Origin of the sequence: Micromonospora pisi (assembly GCF_003633685.1) — a bacterium.
GTDB classification, from domain to species: Bacteria; Actinomycetota; Actinomycetes; order Mycobacteriales; family Micromonosporaceae; genus Micromonospora_G; species Micromonospora_G pisi.
Window position 1 is genome coordinate 1380907 of record NZ_RBKT01000001.1, and the last position, 18852, is coordinate 1399758.

Genomic DNA, 18852 nt, shown 5'->3' on the forward strand with positions numbered 1-18852 from the left:
GCCGACCGGCCCCGGCCAGGTAGGCAACTCCACGTCGTGGTCGACAATCTCTCCACCCACAGCACCGACGAGGTCAAAGCCTGGCTGGCCGAGCATCCCCGGATCGCTTTCCACTTCACCCCCACCGGCTCATCGTTGCCGAACATGATCGAGATCCGGTTCGGAATCATCACCCGGCAGGCCATCCGAGGTGGCACCTTCACCTCCGTCACCCGCCTGACCAGGAGGATCAGCGACTACCTCACCGCATGCAACAGCGACGCGAGGCCCTTCACCCGGACAGCCACCGCTAACGAATCCTGACCAAAGTCCGCTGGGTCCACACCGGGGTCCGCAAACTCCTCACCGACAACGACAAGTGAACGACCTCAATTACGAGACACTAGGTTCCGTCTCGCGCGGATCATGGGAGTACCGGGCGTGGTTTCGAAAGTGATCACTGAGCGTTGCGTTCTGCGGCGGCATGCCACCAGGCAGGCGGGGCCGGCCCGGTGACTGTCGCGGTCGACTGGTCGGGATGGAGCCCGAGGCGGCGCAGCGCGGCAGCCTGGATGCGGACGTCGAACCAGCCGTGCCAGTGACCGTCAGGGCCAATACCGCAGGCCAGACCCCAGTAGACCTCGCTCGACTCGAAGGGCATCCAATCAATGCCCCGGTCACGCAGTCAAGCGCGGACGGCAGCGAGTGGCCGCGGACAGCCAGGGGTGTTCTCGTAGGCCGCGATGATGACCCAATCAGCGTTCATGGCGACCATGATGCCTGGGCAAACCTCCTTGCGGCACATGACAGCGTCGCCGTCTGGAGGTGGCCCAGGAAGTCGAACTCGTCGGGTCCGCGTGTCGGTGATCGATAGAACGGTGAGGTCTCCGGTACGCATCCGAGCCCATCACCTACCGGCAGCGCCACGCCGGGCGGCATCAAGCAGCTCAACCGCAGCCGATCCCTCCTGACCGTGTCGTCAATTTACCTCCGGCCCGAACCGACGCTTGTACGCCGACGGCGTGATGCCCGTGTCGCGACGCATCAGCGTGCGCAAATTGGCGGCGGTGCCAAGCCCGCTGCGCCGCGCGACCACCTCGAAACGGGACTCACCCCGCTCGATCAACCGGCATGCCAGGGCAAGTCTCTCCCCCGTGAGCCACGTCAACGGCGTCGTTCCCAGTTGTGCCCGGAAGCGGCGATGCAACGTCGCCGGACTGACAGCCGCACGCGCCGCAAGGTCTGAGACCGTCAGCGGTGCGTCCAACCGTTCCTGTGCCCAGGCCAGGACAGGCGCCAGGGACTCGTCAGGCAGGTCGGGCATGGGGCGCTCGACAAACTGCCGCTGGCCGCCGTCCCGGTGCGCGGCGAAAACCAGTCGCCGACTCACGGAATTGGCGACCTCCGCGCCGTAGTCGCGCCGGACGATATGCAACCCAAGATCGAGCGCGGCCGCGCTGCCCGCAGCGGTGAGGATGTCGCCGTCGTCCACAAACAGCACGTCCGGTTCGAGGTGGACCGAAGGGAAGCGGGCCCGGAAGGAATCCGCCCACTGCCAGTGCGCGGTGGCCCTGCGCCCGTCGAGGACTCCGGCCTCGGCCAGTGTGAAGGCGCCGCTACAGAAGCCGACCAGGCGGGTACCGCGCGCGTGCGCCCGTCGGACGGCATCGAGCACGGCGGGGCGGCGAGGCACCTCGACGTCGGGGCGGTTGGGGACGATCAAGGTGTCCGCCGCGTCGGCCGCTTCCAGATCGGCGACTTCGGTGAGTGTGAAGAATCCGTCCCGCATCAGGGTGCGGGGCTCAGGGGAGCAGACCTTGAAGTCGTAGAGTTCACGGCCGATCTCCGGTCTGCGCAGACCGAAGACCTCGGTCGCGCAGCCGAGCTCGAAGGGGTTCGAGTTCTCGTCCACGATCACGACAACCCGGTGTACGCCCCCCGCGCGAGCTGCCTGCGAGGATCCTTTCGCCATGTGCAATTCCTAGCACTCACGCTGGCCGTGCGGAACGGCGCAGGATGAGCCCATGAGCGACGAACCGATCCTCCTCAGCAAGGCTCTGGCCTCCTTCGATGCCCTGTGGAGCCCCCGCATCGTCACGCGCGTCAACGACTATGACGTCCGTATCGCCAAGGTCGAGGGCGAGCACATCTGGCACGTCCACGACGACACCGACGAGTTCTTCCTGGTACTCGACGGAGAGCTGCGCATCTCCTTGCGCGAGCCCGATGGGGAGCGCACCGTCCTGCTCCCACAGGGTGCGGTCTTCACCGTTCCCCGAGGCACCGGGCACAAGCCGTACGCTCCCTCCGGCGCCGCGATCCTCATGTTCGAGCCGGCCGGAACACCGACCGTGGGCGACCGCCACGACGAGATTCCGGACCACGTGGACGCGACGACCGGGCACACACTCAACCTCTGAGCCCGCATGGCCGCGCTCCGCCAGGCAAGCAGCAAAGCGAAAGGAAGGGCCCCTTATTAACGCTATGCGTTAATAAGGGGCCCTTCCTAACAGTTGTCGCGGACGGTTCAGTTGTCGCGGACGGCGTCCAGGGCGAGCAGGGCTACGTGTAGCGACAGGGTGTCGTCGACGGCGTCCAGGTCGGCGCCGAGGATCCGGGCGATCCGGGCCAGCCGCTCGTAGAACGCGGGCCGGGACAGGTGGGCGGCACCGGCCGCCGCCGACTTGTTCCGGCCCTGTTCCAGGTACGCCCGCAGGGTGTCGAGCAGCCGTTCCCTGGGGTGCTCAGCGTCGTACGCGAGCAGCGGCCCAAGTTCCCGCTCGACGAAGGTCTGCAACCGGGGCTCGTCCCGCAGCAGGTGCAGCAGCCCGGCGAGCCCGACGTGCGGGAGCCGGAAGATGGGCAGGTCGTGCCGGCCGCGTCGGGCCGCGTCGGCGACCTGACGTGCCTCGACCAGCGACCGACGGGCCTCCCGCAGCGAGGAAACTCCCGAACCCGCCGCGACGATCACCGCGTCCCGGGCGGCGCCACCCGGTCCGCTCCCGGCGGCGTCACGGCGTATCCGATGGAGCGCGGCGGCGAACGCGGCCAGTGACCGTTCCTCGGCGGCCGGGTCCTGGAGCGCGAGCAGCGCGCCGACGGCCTGGTCGTCCACCGCGCTCGCCAGCCCGCTCAGCTCGGTTTCCCGGAGTGCCTGACCAACCGCGTCGGCCAGGTCACGGAGCCGGGCCTGGGCGACCTGGGTGCTGGACTCGTCGGTCCGGCACCGGACCACCACTCCCACCAGGTGTCGCCGGTCGAGTGTCACGCCGAGCGCCCGCGCCCGCAGCGCCACCTCGTCCACCGGGCGGGTGTGGTCGAGCAGGGCGGTGAGCAGGTTGCGGTGGATCTGCCGTTCCAGGCCCTCGGCGTCGCGTTGGATCAGCCGGCCCAGCGCCAGCGTGGAGGCGGCCCGTTCGAGCAGGATGGTCAGGCGGGTGGGTGGGGTGGCCGTCGGCGGGGCGAGGTCGGCGTCGGCCCAGCGCAGCAGCAGGCGCCCCCAGTCCTGCCCCCGGGCGCCGACGGTGGTCACCAGCCAGCCGGCGTCCGCGTCGTACCCGGTCCGCCCGGCCGGCTGGATCCGCCGCGACTGCTGTTCCCAGCCGCCGAGCAGCAGCTCGCCGCGGACACCGGCGGCGTCGTACGCCAGCACCTGGCGGGAGAGGTTCTCCAGTACGACCGGGGAGCCGGCGAGCCGGGCGGCCTGGTGCACCACCTCGGCCGGTTCGGCGCCGTCGACGGAGAGGTCGGTGAAGCGCTGGTGGATCTCCTCGGTGGCGCGTAGCTCGGTGAGCTGGGCGTCGACGATGAGGGCGTGCACCGCTTCGGTGATCCGGACGAACGGTGTTCCCTGGCGCAGCTCGATCAGGGGCAGGCCGTGCCGTTCGGCTGCCGCGATCATGACGCGGGGCACGCTGGTCGGGTAGCGCCGGCCGAGTTCGACCATGAGTCCGGAGACTCCGACGCCGGCCAGCTCACCGATGAAGGCGCGCAGCCCGGCGTCGTCGGTCGGCAGCCCGATCCCGGTGGTGAGCACCAGTTCGCCACCGTTGAGCAGGGCGGCGATGTCGGGGACCTCGGCAGCGTGCACCCATCGGACAAACCGGTCGAGACCGCCCTCCCCCGCCACCAGCCGGGGTCCGCCGTGTCGCACCGGGTCCAGGGCGAGCACCTCACGGACGGTAGGTAACACGCGCGCCACGCTACCGCTCGGGCGATGACACCAGCCATCGGCGGTGCGGCGCCGACCATCGGCAGCGTTTAGGAAGGGCCCCTTCCTCTACCTGAAACGATCACAAGGGGCCCTTTCTGACACGACTGTCCAGTGGCCGGCTCTGGCGCACCGCTGGGGCCGGCTCTGGCCGGCGTGGCTGGGCCGCTGCGCGTTGCCGGCGCCCGGAGGCGCCGGCAACGTTCGTGTCAGACGGGACGGGTGAGGTGCGTGGCGATGCGGAGCCCGGTGAGTGTGTCGTTCATCCAGGGCACCCGCTCGTGGTGAAGCCCGGCGGTTGTCTGGTCCGCCCAGTGCTCGTACCGCTGCATCAATGTGGCGGTGCGGGACCGCGCGCTGATGATCAGGCAGTCGCCGAGCGGGTCACCGGGCAGGTTCGACGAGTCGACCGCGGGCTCGCAGGGCAGCTTGAGACTGACCTGGTTACGCAGCGGGAGGCTGGGGTCCAGAGAGCACGGCGAGCTCCCGCAGAACGCGTAGTTGTCGCCCGCCTTCCCGTAGGCGTCGCCGATCTTGGCATCCGTCGGCATGTTCACCGGAATCTGATACTGCCCGAACAGGTGTGCGGACAACACGTCGTCCGCGTCCAGTGCGTTGGGCAGGCCCAGCCGGGTGTACGCCTGGAGCAGCCGCGCCGCCGTGTTCATCTTCTTCAGCGCGGTGGGCACCGGCCCGCTGGCCTGGGTGGTCAGGTCCCGGACCCGGTCGTACATGGACTTCTGCCGGCCCTGAAGGAAACTGCGCAGGGTCGGAATCAGCGAGGCGTCCACCGCCGTGTTGTCCACCTGCGTCGCGGCCCACGAGAAGGTGGAGTGCCCGGATGGCCATTTCTGGGCCAGGCCCTGCTCCGGCGGGGTTTCCCTGTCGCAGTTGTAAAATAGTTCGCAATCTATTTTATAGAGATCCTCCTCAGGCCAGGTGTAGTGGGCGGTTCGCGAGTTCTGCCAGGGTGCGGCGGAGTTCAGCCGGAACCGGCTGTGGATGTCTAGCCGCAGGTTGCCCCAGAAGCGGACCATTCCGGTGCCATAGCCGTCCGCGCGGGTGAAGACCCAGCTCGGCGTGTAGCAGTAGCTGACCTCGGGCAACTCCCGTACGCCCGCCGGTGGCTCGCCGAGACGCGGCGTGTACGCGTACTGAAGCATCCACACCACGTTCGACATCTGGTCGTAGCGAACGTTGCTGGGACGGTCGATCGGGCCGGCGGCGCCGCTACAGTGCGGCACCATCGCTTCGTCGGCCTTCGCCGGTGCCGAACCGAGCGGCTTGTCCGTGTCCCAAAACAGGTCGTAGTTCTTAGGCGTTCTTACCTGTATGCCGTTGGCGTCCGGCTCCCAACGGACCTGGATCTCGTTGGTCCGAAAGGCGGCCAGCGCGGTCGACAACTCGTTGGTGGCCGCGACGTAGTCGTTGGCCAGCCCTCTGATCAGGGTGTTGGCGTTGCCGTTGACCGGGCGGCCGAAGCTGGCCGCGAGGTCCATGATGCGCGTGCCCTCCGCCTCGATCTGCGCCGCGCGGCCGGCGCTGACCTGGGCGGCGTAGGTCGGGTTTTGCAGCAACAGCATGGCGTACGCCTGCGCGCCGAGGTTCCACACGGTCGGGTTGCCGACCGGCGTCGCCGGTTCGACGATCGACGGGTCGCGCCAACTGGCTATCCGAGCCAGGTAGTTGATCGACCGGGCCTCGCCGAAGCTGTTGAGCACGTTGGTCGGGTCGAGCGCCGGGTTGTCGGCGTCGGTCTTGGGCACCACGAAGGAGGCGCCGCTGGCCAGCACCGTGGAGGCCAGATGGAACTCGTTCTCCGGACCCAGGAACTCGCCGTACGTCGGGATTGGCTGGCCGAAGTTCTCCAGGTAGCCGATGTACTGGTTGATGTCGGAGCGGGCGTCATGCAGGACGGCGTCGCCGATCGCGGCCAGCACGGTGGCGGCGACGTCCTCCAGACGCAGGCCGAGCTGAGCGACCTGCTGCTGTATGAGGGTGATCTGCGCGGTGTTGCCGGCGATCGTCTCGTTCAACCGGTCGAACTGGGCCATCATGTTCGCGTACACCGTGTTGATCTGGGCCTCGACGCGCGCGAAGCTGGCACGCATCTGGTTGCCGAGGGCCCGTACCTCGTCGCGCAGCGCTCTGACCTGGGCAAGGATCTGCTGGTCCAGCGAGGGTCCGCTCTTGCCGAAGAGCCCGAGGATCGACATCACGGCGCCGAAGATGTTGCCGGTCATCGCCAATGTCGCGGTGCTGAAGATCGCGTCCGCCACGCCGCGGCCGGCGATCGCCGCCGCGTACTTGGAGATCGTGCTGACTGTGGTGAGGACCGCCTCTCCGATCACCTTGGCTTTCTTGCCGGCGTCGGGGTCGGCGAAGCCGATGATGGTGGAAACCATGCCCAGCCCGGCTCTGATGTCGGAGATCGATTGCTGCCGCGCCTTGTCCCGATTCTCGGCGTCCTTCTTGGCCGCCGCAGTGCACGCGGCGCTCGGTGGTCCGTCCGGCGGGCACTTGGGGTCGGTCTCGCCTATCTCAAAACGGATCTCCGAGCTCATCGTGAGCAGTCGCGCGTGCAGGGTGCCGAGCTGCTGCTCGGCCGCGTCGACGTACGCCGCCGAGTCGCCCTGCAGTGCCAGGATCGCATCGAGATTCACGTGCGACAGTGCCGGGTCGGTCTTGAGCGCATCGTAGGTGCTGGTCACGTCCACCCCGAACGGCGCACCGAGCACGGCGTTCCAGGCGGTGGCAAACGACGCGTTGGCTGCCCCCGTCTGCCGGACCGCGGACCACACCGCGGCAAGTGCGTCGTCGCGGCCGCGCAGCCACTGGACGGTGCGCAGCGCGCCGGACGCGAGCTCTTCGCGGGTGTCCCACGGTTCGACGGTCTTGCCGATCACAGCCGCGACCAGGCCGGTGATCTCCGGCGAGGTCCGGGTGTCGCCGCCGGGCGTGCCGAGCAGGATATCGACGGACTTGAGCACCAGGTCCTGCTCGGGCACCAGCAGGTCGAACGCGGTCAGCGAGCTGTCGAGTAGCTGCTTGCGCACCGTGAGCTGGGTCTGTGCCTGGTCGGCGGTGGCGTTCGGGCGCAGCCGGTGCCACTGGAGGAACTCGGCCGACAGTACGGCGGTCTTGATCCGATCGGCACCCTGGATGTGACTTTCGGTGACCTGGCCGAAGGCTCGGTCGGTGAGCGCCGCTTGGGGGACGGGGACTGGGTTGGCCACCGCGGGTTCGCCGAACAGCACGCTTGCCGCGGTGACTGCGATCATGGTCACGACAGCGGTCCCATGCCTCGCCAGCCAGGAACGTTTCATCGTCATGACGGGAAAGTATTCGGTAAATGTATAACGGTACTGAAACAATGTTGATTGGCCAGCTCAACGACTGATGTCGGCGAACAAAACTCCCGTATCGCCTCGGGCAAGCTAACGACATCAGCCGCGAGCGAGGGCGGATTATCTACTTCCACTCGAGTGGCAGAAGTTCGGCTAATTGGGGCGATCAGGAAGGTGATCTCGTCGCCGAACAGCGCCCGACGGGCTCCGCCGCAACCGCACCACCGGTGAGCTGGCGTTCTACCGCTGCCGGTCACCCCGGCACCGCTGGACCGCCCTGGTCATCGCCGCTCACGCGTTCCTCGCCGCCGCGTCAGCGGCCAGCACCACCAGCCCAAACGGCCTGATCACGATCACCGTCAACGAACTCTGCCGACTGTTCCACGCTCTGATCATCGAACCTACCCGACGCACCGCCGATCCCATCGCCTGGTCCGTCTTCCGGCGGCGACACCAACACGCAGCCAAGACCAGCCACTGCGCCAGACAGGCCCTTACCGAACCCTGAAACGAATCTCCTGCCGGAGTACTAACACCCTCAGCGCGACGCCAGGAAATCGCCCGAAAAATCAAGGCGCACCTGTCGACCTCTTCGCGCCCGTCAATCTATGCTCTTAACCGCCACCACTCACCACCAGCGCAATCACGCACACAGCGCCCTTGGCCGTCCGATTCTGCCCGCCCCTTGTCTCATCACTGTCCGCCAATTGTCCGGAGGTTGTCCGTGAGCCACTCGCCCATTCTCGAATTCTTCGCCGAGGAACTGAGGATCGTCCGCACCGCAGCCAACATGTCGCAGGCCGATCTCGCCGAGGCGATCAACTATTCCACCGCGCTGGTGGGGAAGATCGAGAATTGCGACCGGCGGCCGAGCCCCGACTTCGCCCGCCGCTGTGACAAGGTCCTGGAGACCGGCGGCCTCTTCGAGCGGGCCCAGCGCAAGCTCGGCCGGGAGGCCCTGGTGGCCTGGTTCCGCGAGTGGGCCGAGATCGAGCAGGAGGCCGACGCGCTGCGCAGCTTCCAGCCGCTGTTCGTGCCGGGCCTGCTCCAGACCGAGGCATACGCCCGGACCGTTCTCTCCGGCAGCGGCCTGCTCCGGGCGCAGGCACTGGAACAGCAGGTCACCACCCGACTGGAACGGCAGGAGTTGCTCACCCGCGACCAGTCTCCACTGCTCACCGTGGTGATGGACGAGTCTGTCCTGCGCCGGCCGGTGGGCGGCCCGCAGGTGATGCGTGAGCAGCTCCGACACCTGGCCAAGGTCGGCGAATCGCTGCCCCGGGTGCGGCTCCACGTGGTGCCCGGGGCCGCCGGGGCCTACGCCGGCCTCAACGGTCCGTTCGTCGTAGCCACACCACCGACCGGCGACGATATCGTCTACATTGAGGGACAGCTCAACGGACAGACGTACGACCGCGCCGACGACATCAAGCGGACAGTCCAGGTGTGGGAGTCGATCCGGGGCGAGGCGCTGCCACACCAGCAGTCGCTGGAGTTGATATCGGAGGTGGCGGAGACATGGACCTGACCGGTGCCCGGTGGCGCAAGAGCACCCGCAGCAACGGCAACGGCGGCGACTGCGTCGAGGTCGCCGACAACCTGCCGCACACCATCGGCGTACGCGACAGCAAAGACCGACAGGGCCCCGCCCTGACCTTCACCCCCACCGCCTGGCGCGCCTTCGTCGCCACCCTCGGCCGGAACGACTGACCAACGGACGGGGCCACCCGAACCCGTGGTCCGGGCGGCCGTCCGGCGCCGTGGCGGTGTTACTCGCAGAACACCTGCACCTTGCTGTCGGCGTCGTCCACGTCGACGGTGAGCTCATCGAGCTGCTCGATGAGCTCCTCGATGTGCTGCGGCTTGAGCTGGGTGAGGTCGATCGGCACCCCTGACTTGTCCAGCTTCGCGTTGAGCTGGGTGAGCGCCTGCGGAGGGATGAGGCTCGTGAGCCGGACCCCGGCACGCAGCAGTTGCAGCGGGACCCGGACGTTGATCCGGCTTGCCCCGTCGCCGCCGGTGCTGTCCTCCGAGCTCACCACCACGCGCAGGTACTTGGGCCGGGGTTTCGGGCGCACGGCTCCCGACGGCGACTCGGGCTGGTCTCGTTCGAGGGCGTTGATCAGCCGCTCGGCCTCGTCTGCGGTGATCTTGCCCTCGGCCAGCATCTGCAGGATCTGGCGGCGCTGCTCGTTCATTGTTGCTCCTCCCCTTATGACTTATCTGACGCTTACCAGCACGGCCATCTGGCCGTCCTCAAGCTCGAACCGGCTGCCGGGCAGCGCCCACAGCAGTCGCCCGGTGCCACGCAGCGCGCCCACCGGGCTCACCCGGAAGACAAGGCACGCGACCAGTCCGCCCAGCACGACGAGCAACAGCAGCGGTGACAGCACCAGCAGGACCGGCAGGACCGGGACGTACAGCCGCAACCAGCGGCCGTTGCGACGGCGATAACTCGCCGTCACCAGCTGCGGGATCATCGGATCCCCTCCAGCTCGGCCAGCGCCTCCTCGACGCTGATCTCCCCCCGCCGCAGGCGGTCGACGACGTCGGCGCCGGTGGGCGCCGGGTCGGTGTCGACGAAGTCGAGGTGCTCGGCGATCCGGTTCAGCCGGGACTTGATCGTCGGGTAGCTCACCCCGAAGATCCGCTCCATCTCCTTGATCGAACCGTGCGACCGTACGAACGCGGCAACGAACACCTGGTCGTCGGCGCTGAGCTGAGCCAGCTGCGGCGGCTCGAACTGACCCTCGACCACGATGCCGCTGCTGGCGAGGCGGACCCGTTCGACCACGAACGACTGCCCATGCGTCAGGTCCGTCAGTTCCTGCCAGTCCACTCTCGGCCCCCTTGCTCTCAACAACGCTCCCGTTCATTTGTATCTTAATTTTCTTAAGACGTCAACGTGTGGATCTTGATTTTCTTAATCTAGATCTTGATGACCCTGAGGATCTCGCCATCCTCGGCCGCCGTATGCCGGCGGTGGCCCGCAGCACGGTCGTCACAGCCGACGTCCCTGGCGTCCGTCGGGCGGGCAGCACGCGACCAAGCCCCCCGATCCGTGGTCGTGTTCGCCGAAGGCCCCCGGAGTACGGCCCCGAAGCGCCTCCGACCAGCAGCGGGAGGACACCCGTCCGGGCGTGGTCGTGCGGCTGGACGCGTCCGGGTCAGCGGCAGGAGCGAGTCTCTGACCCCGCACTCGGCTCACCGGTCACGGACAACGTCGCCTGCTCACCACAGCTTCGAGAACTCCTATAGTTGCGGCGATGAACACGGAGAAGGTCCAGCAGGCATACTCGTCCGTCGCGGAGCTCTACATCGGGTTGTTCGGTGCCAGCCACCAGGTACACGCCGACGACCTCACCTTCATCGCGCGACACCTGTCGGGCCGGCCCGGTGCGGTGCTCGATCTGGGCTGCGGACCTGGCCACATCACCGGTTACCTTCACTCGCTTGGCGTTGACGCGTCCGGGATCGACCTGGTCCCCGAGTTCATCGCCCACGCGCAGGCGTCCCACCCGAGCGTTGAGTTCCGGCTCGGGTCGATGGAAAGCCTCGACGTCGCCAATCACTCTCTCGCCGGCATCCTGGCCTGGTACTCATTGATCCATTTTCCGCCGCAGAACCTCGACGGCATGCTGGCTGAGTTCCGGTGAGCCATCGCCCCCGGCGGGACCTTGGTGCTGGGCCACTTCGACGCCGACGAGGTCGGCGCCTTCGACCACAAAGTCGTGACCGCCTATCGCTGGCCCGTCGACGAAATCTCCGCGCGGCTCACCCGAGCCGGCTTCACCGAGGTCGAACGCCTACAGCGGCCCAGCGAGGGCAACCATCGACCCCATGCCGCGATCGCGGCGACCGCCACGCCGCCTAGCGAGCACTAACCTTTCGACAAGACCGGGCGGCGCGCGCCGGCGACGTCGGCGAGCGAGCTGGAACCGCCCGCTGGAGACGTCCGCATCGGGAGCTCAGGATTTTGGGCACCAGACGCTGAGCACCGAGCGTGACCGCTCGTCGTCTGGCACGGTACCGACGCCGGGCTGGGCGGTGGTCGGAGCAGCCAGGCCACGAGCATTCAGCAGACCGACACAGTCGCCATTGTGGACGCTCTCGGTAGGGGTGACCGCATGGTCAAGAAGGGGGCCAGCGTCAGTGCGTTCCAACGCTGAGCAGGACAAGCTCGACGTAGTCGCACTCTTGTGGGAGGAACACATGTCAGGTGCAAAAGGTCGGATCGTCAGTCGACGCGCTGTGCTTCGTGGCGCCGCCGTCGGTGTGGCGGGAGCCGGGCTGGCGTCGTCCCAGGCGGCGTACGCCGGCAACGGCTCGCCTGCCGGGCTGGTGGGCGAGGATACGGTGGACGCCGTGGCCGCTGGGCTGGACTGTGACCTGATCGAGTTGCGCCGCGACATTCACCGGCGCCCGGAGACCCCGGGCCAGGAGCAGCGGACCGCCGAGGTGGTGGCTAAGCGACTTCGCGCGGCCGGCCTCGACGTCACCACCGGTGTGGGCGGCCACGGGGTCGTGGGAATCCTCAGCGGCGCTCGTCCTGGCCGGACGGTCGCTTACCGGTCGGACATGGACGCGGTACCGCCGAACGATCAGGTGGGGGGTGGCACGCAGGCGGCCCACCTGTGTGGGCACGATATGCACACAGCTGTGGGCGTGGGCGTCGCGGAGGTGCTGGCGCGCCTGCGCAACCGGCTCGCGGGCACAGTGGTGTTCGTTTTCCAACCCGCCGAGGAGACACTCACCGGCGCCGCCGCGATGCTCGACGACGGCGTGTTCGCCCGAGTCCGTCCGGCGGAGATCCATGCCATGCACTGCGGTCCTTTCCCGGTCGGCCAGTTCGTTGTCACGCCCGGGCTCGGACTTCCCGGCCAGGACCGCGGCGTCATCACGCTCACGGGGCACGATGCGACGGCGCGGGCGCGACGGCTCGCCGCCGAGATCGGCGCGCTCAGCACTTTGTCCCGCCCTGCGACCTCCGAGGACCTCGAACGGCTCGTGGCCGACGTCCAGACACCTGACGGGCCATTGGCCGAGTTCGTCTTCATACAGGCCCAGGTCTCCGAAGCCGAAGGCCGAGCCGAGGTGCGGTTGTCCTACCGATGCTGGCCGGAGAACCGGTACGTCGCCATCCGCGAGGACATCCGCCGAATCGCAAGCAGCGATGGCCAGGCATCGGTGGCCTTCCCGAACGACCCGTTTCCCGCCATGGTCTGTCCCGAGCGGGAAGGCCAGGCCATGAAGCGGCACCTGCAACAGGCCGCTGGGCGCGACCAGGTGCGGACGTTGCATGCCGCGATCCCCTTCAGCGGTGAGGACTTCGCACTGTTCCTGGGTCGGCTTCCTGGCACGTACACCTTTCTCGGCGTTCGTGCGCCCGGCGCCCCCATCGAAACCAGTTATCCGCATTTCGGCGCCTTCGACCCGGACGAGCGGGCCATCGGCCACGGCGTCCGCGCGATGGCGGGTTGGCTCGCCCGGCGCACCCGATAGCCGACGCACAGCAGCGCGGCCGGATACTCGACGCCGTCAGGCAACTGATGATTACCAATGACCTCGGCAGCCCTCGGCCGTCATCGAACAGAAGCAGCACCGGCCCGACATTGAGTTTCGTCGGGTTCGCCTGGCCAATCCCATGTGTGGGTCGACCGCCGCGATCTCATCCGCAAGTCACCCCTCCCGCGATGTGGGCCGGGTTCTCGTCGCTCGGTTGTGTAGTTTTCGGGAGCGGTTGCGGCAGGCGTCGATGATGTCGGGTCGGAGCAGATGGCCGAAGCCGGCGTTGTCCAGGCGTAGCGCGATTCCTTGACGGTCGGTGCCGAGGGCGGTGGCGGTGGTGTCGAGGTCCCAGTCGTGGGCGGCGAGTTGGGACAGCAGGTGCCCACGGCGGGTCTGGGCGGCCGACAGCCGGAACGTCTTGAGGTAAGCGAGTTGGCCGGTGTCGTCGGTGATTGTTTCGCCGATGTGGTTTTCGGTGTCGGGGTCGAGGGCTGGCAGGAAGCGGGACAGAGTGAAGCGCCCCATCCGGTTCACTGGCGTGAATGTGAGGCGCTCTGCCGCGAGAAGCCCGCCGGCCATGACGGTGTGGAAGGCCGCCCAGTCGGCGCGGGCCTGGGCGAGCTGTGCACGCAGATCGGCGACGCTGGCGATGGCGGTGTCGTCGAGGCGGGCGGTGAAGCCGGGCACTGCCGGGTACAGGTGGGCGTACTGGAAGAGCAGCTCGCCGTAGAAGTCCTGCAGCAGGGTTGGGTGCAGGGCGCGGTAGTCGTCGGGGTGGCTGACGACGAATGCCGCGGCGAGGGTGTCGGCGACGTAGAGCACCATTCCGCACTGGTCAGGGTGGATTTCGAAGATGCGCAGCGCGTCGTCGAGGCCGGGAATGGCGGTGCCGCTGTAGGTGGCCTCGACGCGCGGGGACAGGCCGCGAGTGACAGCGTGGCGAGTCCATTCCTGCCAGGCGATGGGCGGCCCACCGAACTGTAGGGCGAGGTAGCCCTCCGTTGCCAGGTGCAGTGGCAGAAAGCGGAGCCGTTGCTTGTCGTCACGGCGGGCCATACGTCGCCGGAACGCCAGCCGGATACCGGTAGGGGCGCTGGACGCGGCGGGGTCGCGTAGCTGGGTGCCGTAGGCAGCGGCGGGCGTGTCGTCTGTGGTCCAGCTCGCTACGAACGCGTGCGGCACATAGGAGATGTACGCGGTGCGGTGCCCGATGTCAACGATCGACAGTTCGTCGGGGTCGTACAGGCGGGCGTGCAGGCGCAGATCGCTGATGGGTACGGGCCGCAGCAGCGGCACCAGGCGTACCGCGCCCCACGTCTGGTCGGGGGCGACGGTCAGCCCGGTCAGGTCGATCCTGTCCACGGGTGCGATGTTGGTCATGGTGACCCCTGCCCGCCAGAATCGTCGGTGAGGAACCGGTCCACCCGGTCGCCGAGGTGGCGGCGCAGTTCGTCGAGGCGGGCGCCGCCGGTGGCGAAGCGGGCCAGCTCGACGAGGGCCGCGACGTCCTCGGCGTCGCGCACGCCGACGGTGGCGACACCGGAGGCGAGGCGCCGTACGTCGAAGGTGTCGGCGTCGTAGACCGGGTTGAGGTGCACGATGCTCGTGCGCTGGTGGGGGTCGAGGCGGGTACGCCATACCCGTAGCACCTCGGCGGCCTCTCCGGGCGGGGCGTTGTCCCAGCCGTCGGAGACGATGACTAGCCGCTCGGGGCGCCGTTCGAGACCGTCGAGGATGCGCTCACCGAGCCCGGTCGCTCCGATGGGGTGCACCAGCAGCGGGTCGCCGCGGTGGGCCAACCACAGTCCGGTGTACTCGGCGGCGAGCGCCTCCAGCAGGTAGTGGGTGGCGAGGGCGACGGCGAGGGGCCGGCGACGTTTCACCCCGGAGCCGGAGGCGGAGTAGCTGTCGTCGAGGACCGCCACGACCCGGCCCCACGTGCCCGCCTGTCGACGCGTGGCGCGCCGGGCGGCCGCCTGCAGCGCGCCGGTCAACTCTTCGCGGCGCCGTTTCCGCTCCGGCCGGGGCAGCGACAGCGCGTAGACGGCGAGGCGGGTCAATGGCGCCGTGGCGAGGTCCATAGCGACCACGCCGACCTTGCGCCGCGCGGCGGACGATTGCAGCCGCAGCCGTTCGCCGTCGGTGAGCTTCGGCGCAATGCCGGTCAAGAAGCGGGTCCGGTCGATGCCGTGCTGGGCGGCGAGCCCCTCGGCGACCGTGTATGGCAGCTCGTACAGTGCGCGCTGTTCGTAGTGGGCGCGCCGCCACGCCTCCAGGATCGGCGTCTCGTAGTGCTTGGGGCGACGCCAGGCGAACAGCACGGTTCCCACCTCGCCGGGCAGCGGCAGGTGGGCGTGGCGGGCCGCGACCGACAGCGACCGGCGGTACTTGACCGCGTCGAACGCCGGATCCGGCCGGCCAGCCACCCAGTCGCGCACGATCGCCCGGGTACGCCGGTTATTGATGCCCAGCCGGCGTAGTTCACGGAACACGGAGTACACCCGTTGGGGCGGCAGTAGCCGCAGCCGCGCGGCGATCAGCCGCCCCTCCAGCGCCCGCTGCTCGGGGCGCGCGGTCGACGCGGTGCGCAGCAGGTTTGTCACGACCATCGCTGCGTTGAAATGATTGATATCCAGGGCCAGCGTCGCCGCGTAGAGATCGCGGTAGTTGCCCAGCACGTACTCGTGCAGGAAACCCAGCGACATCCGCTGCGCGCCCGCGCGACTGTGGAACTCGCGCTGGGCCGTGGAGGCGATCGCCGCGTTGACGAACATGACCAGGTCCTCGCACGCGACCCGCTCCGACATGGACACGACTGCGACCCAACTTTCCCAACGGGCGCCAAAGAGGCCGGCCGGGGAATGGAGGCACGAACTGCGAAGCATCGCTTCAGAGGCGGGTTCCGGAAGTCGCACCCAAGTCCCACGGCCGGCCCGGCCACCATACCGTCGCGATCACCACGGGCGCCACGAATAATCGCCGCGGACGCAGGTCCTACCGGCTGTAGACGTTGCCGGCCGCCCGCACAGCGGAACCACCGCAATTCGGGACCGCGATCCGTCTGCTTGGCAATGTTCTGGCCGAAGGCTACGGATGGGCCCTCTCGGTGGTTGGTCAAGGCAGGATCTCGACGTACCCGTCGGTTCCGTGCACGCGGATCCGCTGCCCGTCCCGGATCAGCCGGGTGGCATCTGCCACACCGACGACGGTTGGCAGGCCATACTCCCGGGCGATCACGGCGCCATGCGTCATCAGGCCGCCGACCTCCGTCACCAGGCCCGTGATTCCGACGAACAGGGGCGACCAACTGGGATCGGTGTAGGCCGTGACCAGGATGTCGCCCGCCTCGAGATCGGCCTCCGCCATGTCAAGGATGACCCGGGCCCTCCCCTCGACGGTTCCGGCGGAGACCGGTAAGCCGATCAGGGCACCGGCCGGCACGTCGTCGCGCCGGTACGCCCCGGCGACGGCCTCGCCGTCCGATGTCAGTACCCGGGGCGGCGTGAGCGCCCGGTACGACCGGAACGCGTCCTTGCGTTGCTGGATCAGCTTGTCATCCGCCTGGTTCGAGCGCACGACGTCGTGCAGTTCCTGGAACGTGAGGTAGAAGATGTCGTCCTTCTCGGGAAGCACGTTGGCCCGTACGAGGCGCTCGGCCTCTTCCAGCAAGGCCTGCTTGTAGACGAGGTAGCGGCTGACGATGCCGTACTTCGGGTACTCCCGGTAACCGATGAAGGTCCGGACCCGGTCGATCATCCGCTTGGCCTCGTCGGCCTTCTGCTCCCCGTCCGGCAGGGCCCGCAAGCGCGACAGTACGTCCTGTTCCTTCTTCTGCGCCTCCTGCCGCCCTTGCTCGAAACGCTGCTTGGCGGCACCCGGCTCGAAGAGCTTGATGTTGTCGAGGATCACCGGCACGAGCGTGCTGGGGCGCTCACTCCAGCGCGGCCTCGTGATGTCGATCTCGCCGACGCAGCGCATGCCGTACCGGTCGAGGTATGCCTCGATGGCGTCGCGCGCTTCGGTCCCGCCCGCGAACTTCGGCAGCTCGTCCAGGAAGCCCTCGTCCTCGACGCCCTGCAGGTACGCCACCACTTCCGGGTGCGGGCGGATCGCGTCCGCGACGTCGAGCAGCGCCAGTCCCATCTCCGAGGTGACGTTGTGAGGGGCGGACAGCGTGAGTGTGTCGGCCGCGTTCCTCTCGCCCAGCCATTCTTGCAGCTGGTCGTTGAGCCACCAGGTGGCCTCCATCCCCGCCATGATCGCCTGCATGCTCAGCGGATCACTGAGGACTCGCTTGTGCTCCTGGAAGGCCTCCAACAGGAAGTCGAACAGCGCCGGTCCGGTCTTCGTCCGGATGTCGCGCCGCAGGGCGGCGATGGACGTCTGGTTGCGCTCGACCAGCTCGGTGACGATGGCCGGATCGGTCTCGATCGGGGCGGACGCGCCACGGACCGGCGGCCCGCCGGGGCCCTCGTCGGGGCCCCCGCCGGGGAGCGTCGGGATGAAGTCGCCCCGGTCGAGGACGGTTTCCAGCGCGTCCCTGGTCAGCGGATCGCCCCTCCCCACCATTTCCAGGAAACCGGCACGGCTTGCCGGCGAGACCAGACGCATGGTGGCGTCGACGAACAGCCTCCCGCCGGCCTCGTGCATCGGCGCCATGGCCGTCAGCTGCCACACGGAGACACCCAGGGGCTTCATGGGGTCGGTCATCATCTGTTGGTGGCCGACCGAGAGGTAGACGTGGTTCTCCTGGTCGCCGGTCTCGGGGATGGGGAACAGGGTGGTGATCGGCCGGCTCTGAACGATCTGGAAGCCGTCGTCGACCAGGCACCATTCGATGTCCTGCGGGCTGCCGAAGTGCGCTTCGATTCGCCGCCCGAGTTGCACGAGCCGCACGGCCTGCGCATCCGTCAGCGCCGGCTGCTCCTGCCGCTGCGGGTCGATCGTCAGCGCCTGCGTCCCGCCCGTCGGCAGGGGGTGGATGGCGAGTTGCTTGGCGGCGACCGTCTTGGCGACGACCTCACCGTCGCGCACCTTGAAGACGTCCGGGCTCACCAGACCGGAGACCAGGGCCTCGCCGAGGCCGAAGCTGGCGTCCACGGTGGCGACCTTCCGATTGCCCGTGACGGGGTCGGCCGTGAACAGGATGCCGGCCGTCTGCGGGAAGACCATCTGCTGTACGACCACGGCCATGCCGACCTTCCGGTGGTCGAAGCCGTTCCGCAGGCGGTACGTCACGGCCCGCTCGGTGAACAGCGACGCCCAGCACCGGCTGACGTGCCGGAGGATCGCCTCCCGGCCCATGACGTTCAGGTACGTGTCCTGCTGGCCCGCGAAGGAGGCCGTCGACAGATCCTCTGCCGTCGCGCTGGACCGCACGGCGTACGCCGCTTCCTCGCCGAGCTGGGCGAGCGCGCGGGTGACCGCCGCCGCCAGATCGTCGGGGATGGCGATTCCTTCGATCGTCTGACGGATCTCCGCGCTGAGCGCGCCGATCGCCTCCCGCTCGTCCGGATTCAGGCGCGACAGCTGATCGAGCCGATCGTCGATCGACGGCGCTTCCGCCATGATCCGCCGAAAGGCGTCCGTCGTCACGCAGAAGCCGGCCGGCACGCGGATGCCTTCGATCCGCGACAGCTCCCCCAGGTGCGCGCCCTTGCCGCCAACGACCGCGACCTGCGTCCCGTCGACCTCTGAAAGATCCAACACGTACTGCTCGTACCTCGACAACAACACACCCACGTTGGTGCCCCCCATTTCCGCAGGTTGTGGCCTCGGCCGACGATTCTGCGCCACGACCCCGGTCTT

At 68.4% G+C, this 18852-nt stretch carries 15 protein-coding genes and 2 pseudogenes; 7 read left to right on the top strand and 10 right to left on the bottom strand.

From position 1 onward, the window contains the following. Nucleotides 1-36 precede the first annotated feature (36 nt). On the top strand, nucleotides 37-303 hold the full coding sequence (locus BDK92_RS05195) for a transposase (protein WP_170208503.1): 267 nt from the start codon (nucleotides 37-39) through the stop codon (nucleotides 301-303). A 133-nt stretch (nucleotides 304-436) separates the two neighbouring features. Here the strand turns inward: BDK92_RS05195 and BDK92_RS05200 are convergent, their stop codons facing one another. Both BDK92_RS05200 and BDK92_RS05205 read right to left on the bottom strand, forming a co-directional pair. Then, nucleotides 437-640 carry a hypothetical protein gene (locus BDK92_RS05200; RefSeq protein WP_121155104.1) on the bottom strand — a complete coding sequence of 68 codons (204 nt, stop codon included), beginning with the start codon at nucleotides 638-640 and terminating at the stop codon, nucleotides 437-439. Nucleotides 641-958: 318 nt separating this feature from the next. Next, entirely contained in the window at nucleotides 959-1897 is a 939-nt protein-coding gene (locus BDK92_RS05205) for a helix-turn-helix domain-containing protein (protein WP_246016830.1), read from the bottom strand. Between the two features lie 106 nt (nucleotides 1898-2003). Here BDK92_RS05205 and BDK92_RS05210 point away from each other — a divergent pair, with 106 nt between their 5' ends. Beyond that, a complete protein-coding gene (locus tag BDK92_RS05210; protein ID WP_121155109.1) occupies nucleotides 2004-2399 on the top strand; it encodes a cupin domain-containing protein in 396 nt (131 codons plus the stop codon). 107 nt (nucleotides 2400-2506) lie between these two features. On the opposite strand, the gene BDK92_RS05215 is transcribed toward BDK92_RS05210, so the two are convergent. Further along, on the bottom strand, nucleotides 2507-4171 hold the full coding sequence (locus BDK92_RS05215; protein WP_484198354.1) for a PucR family transcriptional regulator: 1665 nt from the start codon (nucleotides 4169-4171) through the stop codon (nucleotides 2507-2509). 227 nt (nucleotides 4172-4398) lie between these two features. After that, complete coding sequence (locus BDK92_RS05220) at nucleotides 4399-7521, bottom strand: hypothetical protein (RefSeq protein WP_147456917.1); 3123 nt, start codon at nucleotides 7519-7521, stop codon at nucleotides 4399-4401. Nucleotides 7522-7741: 220 nt separating this feature from the next. Between BDK92_RS05220 and BDK92_RS40990 the strand changes: the two are divergent. The 3 genes and pseudogenes from BDK92_RS40990 to BDK92_RS05235 all read left to right on the top strand — a co-directional run. Beyond that, a pseudogene (locus tag BDK92_RS40990) lies at nucleotides 7742-8044 on the top strand (IS701 family transposase); the annotation flags it as partial. A 216-nt stretch (nucleotides 8045-8260) separates the two neighbouring features. Then, nucleotides 8261-9064 carry a helix-turn-helix domain-containing protein gene (locus BDK92_RS05230; RefSeq protein ID WP_121155116.1) on the top strand — a complete coding sequence of 268 codons (804 nt, stop codon included), beginning with the start codon at nucleotides 8261-8263 and terminating at the stop codon, nucleotides 9062-9064. After that, nucleotides 9055-9246, top strand: a complete 192-nt coding sequence (locus BDK92_RS05235) for a DUF397 domain-containing protein (RefSeq protein WP_121155118.1) — start codon at nucleotides 9055-9057, stop codon at nucleotides 9244-9246. Before BDK92_RS05230 ends, BDK92_RS05235 begins: the two co-directional genes overlap by 10 nt. Before the next feature lie 59 nt (nucleotides 9247-9305). On the opposite strand, the gene BDK92_RS05240 is transcribed toward BDK92_RS05235, so the two are convergent. The 3 genes from BDK92_RS05240 to BDK92_RS05250 are packed head-to-tail and all read right to left on the bottom strand — an operon-like array spanning nucleotide 9306 to nucleotide 10375. After that, nucleotides 9306-9734, bottom strand: coding sequence for an SHOCT-like domain-containing protein (locus tag BDK92_RS05240; RefSeq protein ID WP_121155121.1), 429 nt, complete (start codon nucleotides 9732-9734; stop codon nucleotides 9306-9308). Between the two features lie 21 nt (nucleotides 9735-9755). Further along, nucleotides 9756-10016, bottom strand: a complete 261-nt coding sequence (locus BDK92_RS05245) for a hypothetical protein (RefSeq protein ID WP_121155123.1) — start codon at nucleotides 10014-10016, stop codon at nucleotides 9756-9758. Beyond that, nucleotides 10013-10375, bottom strand: coding sequence for a DUF2089 domain-containing protein (locus BDK92_RS05250; RefSeq protein ID WP_121155126.1), 363 nt, complete (start codon nucleotides 10373-10375; stop codon nucleotides 10013-10015). Before BDK92_RS05250 ends, BDK92_RS05245 begins: the two co-directional genes overlap by 4 nt. A 427-nt stretch (nucleotides 10376-10802) precedes the next feature. Between BDK92_RS05250 and BDK92_RS05255 the strand changes: the two are divergent. Both BDK92_RS05255 and BDK92_RS05260 read left to right on the top strand, forming a co-directional pair. Beyond that, nucleotides 10803-11420, top strand: a pseudogene (locus BDK92_RS05255) (class I SAM-dependent methyltransferase). Between the two features lie 268 nt (nucleotides 11421-11688). Next, nucleotides 11689-13038 carry a M20 metallopeptidase family protein gene (locus tag BDK92_RS05260; protein WP_246016831.1) on the top strand — a complete coding sequence of 450 codons (1350 nt, stop codon included), beginning with the start codon at nucleotides 11689-11691 and terminating at the stop codon, nucleotides 13036-13038. Nucleotides 13039-13215: 177 nt separating this feature from the next. Here the strand turns inward: BDK92_RS05260 and BDK92_RS05265 are convergent, their stop codons facing one another. The 3 genes from BDK92_RS05265 to rph form a co-directional block, all read right to left on the bottom strand. After that, nucleotides 13216-14406, bottom strand: a complete 1191-nt coding sequence (locus tag BDK92_RS05265; RefSeq protein ID WP_246016832.1) for an ARPP-2 domain-containing protein — start codon at nucleotides 14404-14406, stop codon at nucleotides 13216-13218. A gap of 14 nt (nucleotides 14407-14420) precedes the next feature. Further along, complete coding sequence (locus BDK92_RS05270; RefSeq protein ID WP_121155130.1) at nucleotides 14421-15851, bottom strand: hypothetical protein; 1431 nt, start codon at nucleotides 15849-15851, stop codon at nucleotides 14421-14423. A gap of 307 nt (nucleotides 15852-16158) precedes the next feature. After that, nucleotides 16159-18801: a rifamycin-inactivating phosphotransferase gene (gene rph / locus BDK92_RS05275; protein ID WP_121155132.1), complete on the bottom strand. Its 2643-nt coding sequence runs from the start codon at nucleotides 18799-18801 to the stop codon at nucleotides 16159-16161. Between the last annotated feature and the right edge of the window lie 51 nt (nucleotides 18802-18852).

Bases quoted from the DNA above. Each gene is read 5' to 3' on its own strand.
- BDK92_RS05200 (WP_121155104.1), bottom strand. From the start codon at position 640: ATGCCCTTCGAGTCGAGCGAGGTCTACTGGGGTCTGGCCTGCGGTATT.
- BDK92_RS05210 (WP_121155109.1), top strand. From the start codon at position 2,004: ATGAGCGACGAACCGATCCTCCTCAGCAAGGCTCTGGCCTCCTTCGAT.
- BDK92_RS05220 (WP_147456917.1), bottom strand. From the start codon at position 7,521: ATGACGATGAAACGTTCCTGGCTGGCGAGGCATGGGACCGCTGTCGTG.
- BDK92_RS05235 (WP_121155118.1), top strand. From the start codon at position 9,055: ATGGACCTGACCGGTGCCCGGTGGCGCAAGAGCACCCGCAGCAACGGC.
- BDK92_RS05240 (WP_121155121.1), bottom strand. From the start codon at position 9,734: ATGAACGAGCAGCGCCGCCAGATCCTGCAGATGCTGGCCGAGGGCAAG.
- BDK92_RS05245 (WP_121155123.1), bottom strand. From the start codon at position 10,016: ATGATCCCGCAGCTGGTGACGGCGAGTTATCGCCGTCGCAACGGCCGC.
- BDK92_RS05270 (WP_121155130.1), bottom strand. From the start codon at position 15,851: ATGTCGGAGCGGGTCGCGTGCGAGGACCTGGTCATGTTCGTCAACGCG.
- rph (WP_121155132.1), bottom strand. From the start codon at position 18,801: ATGGGGGGCACCAACGTGGGTGTGTTGTTGTCGAGGTACGAGCAGTAC.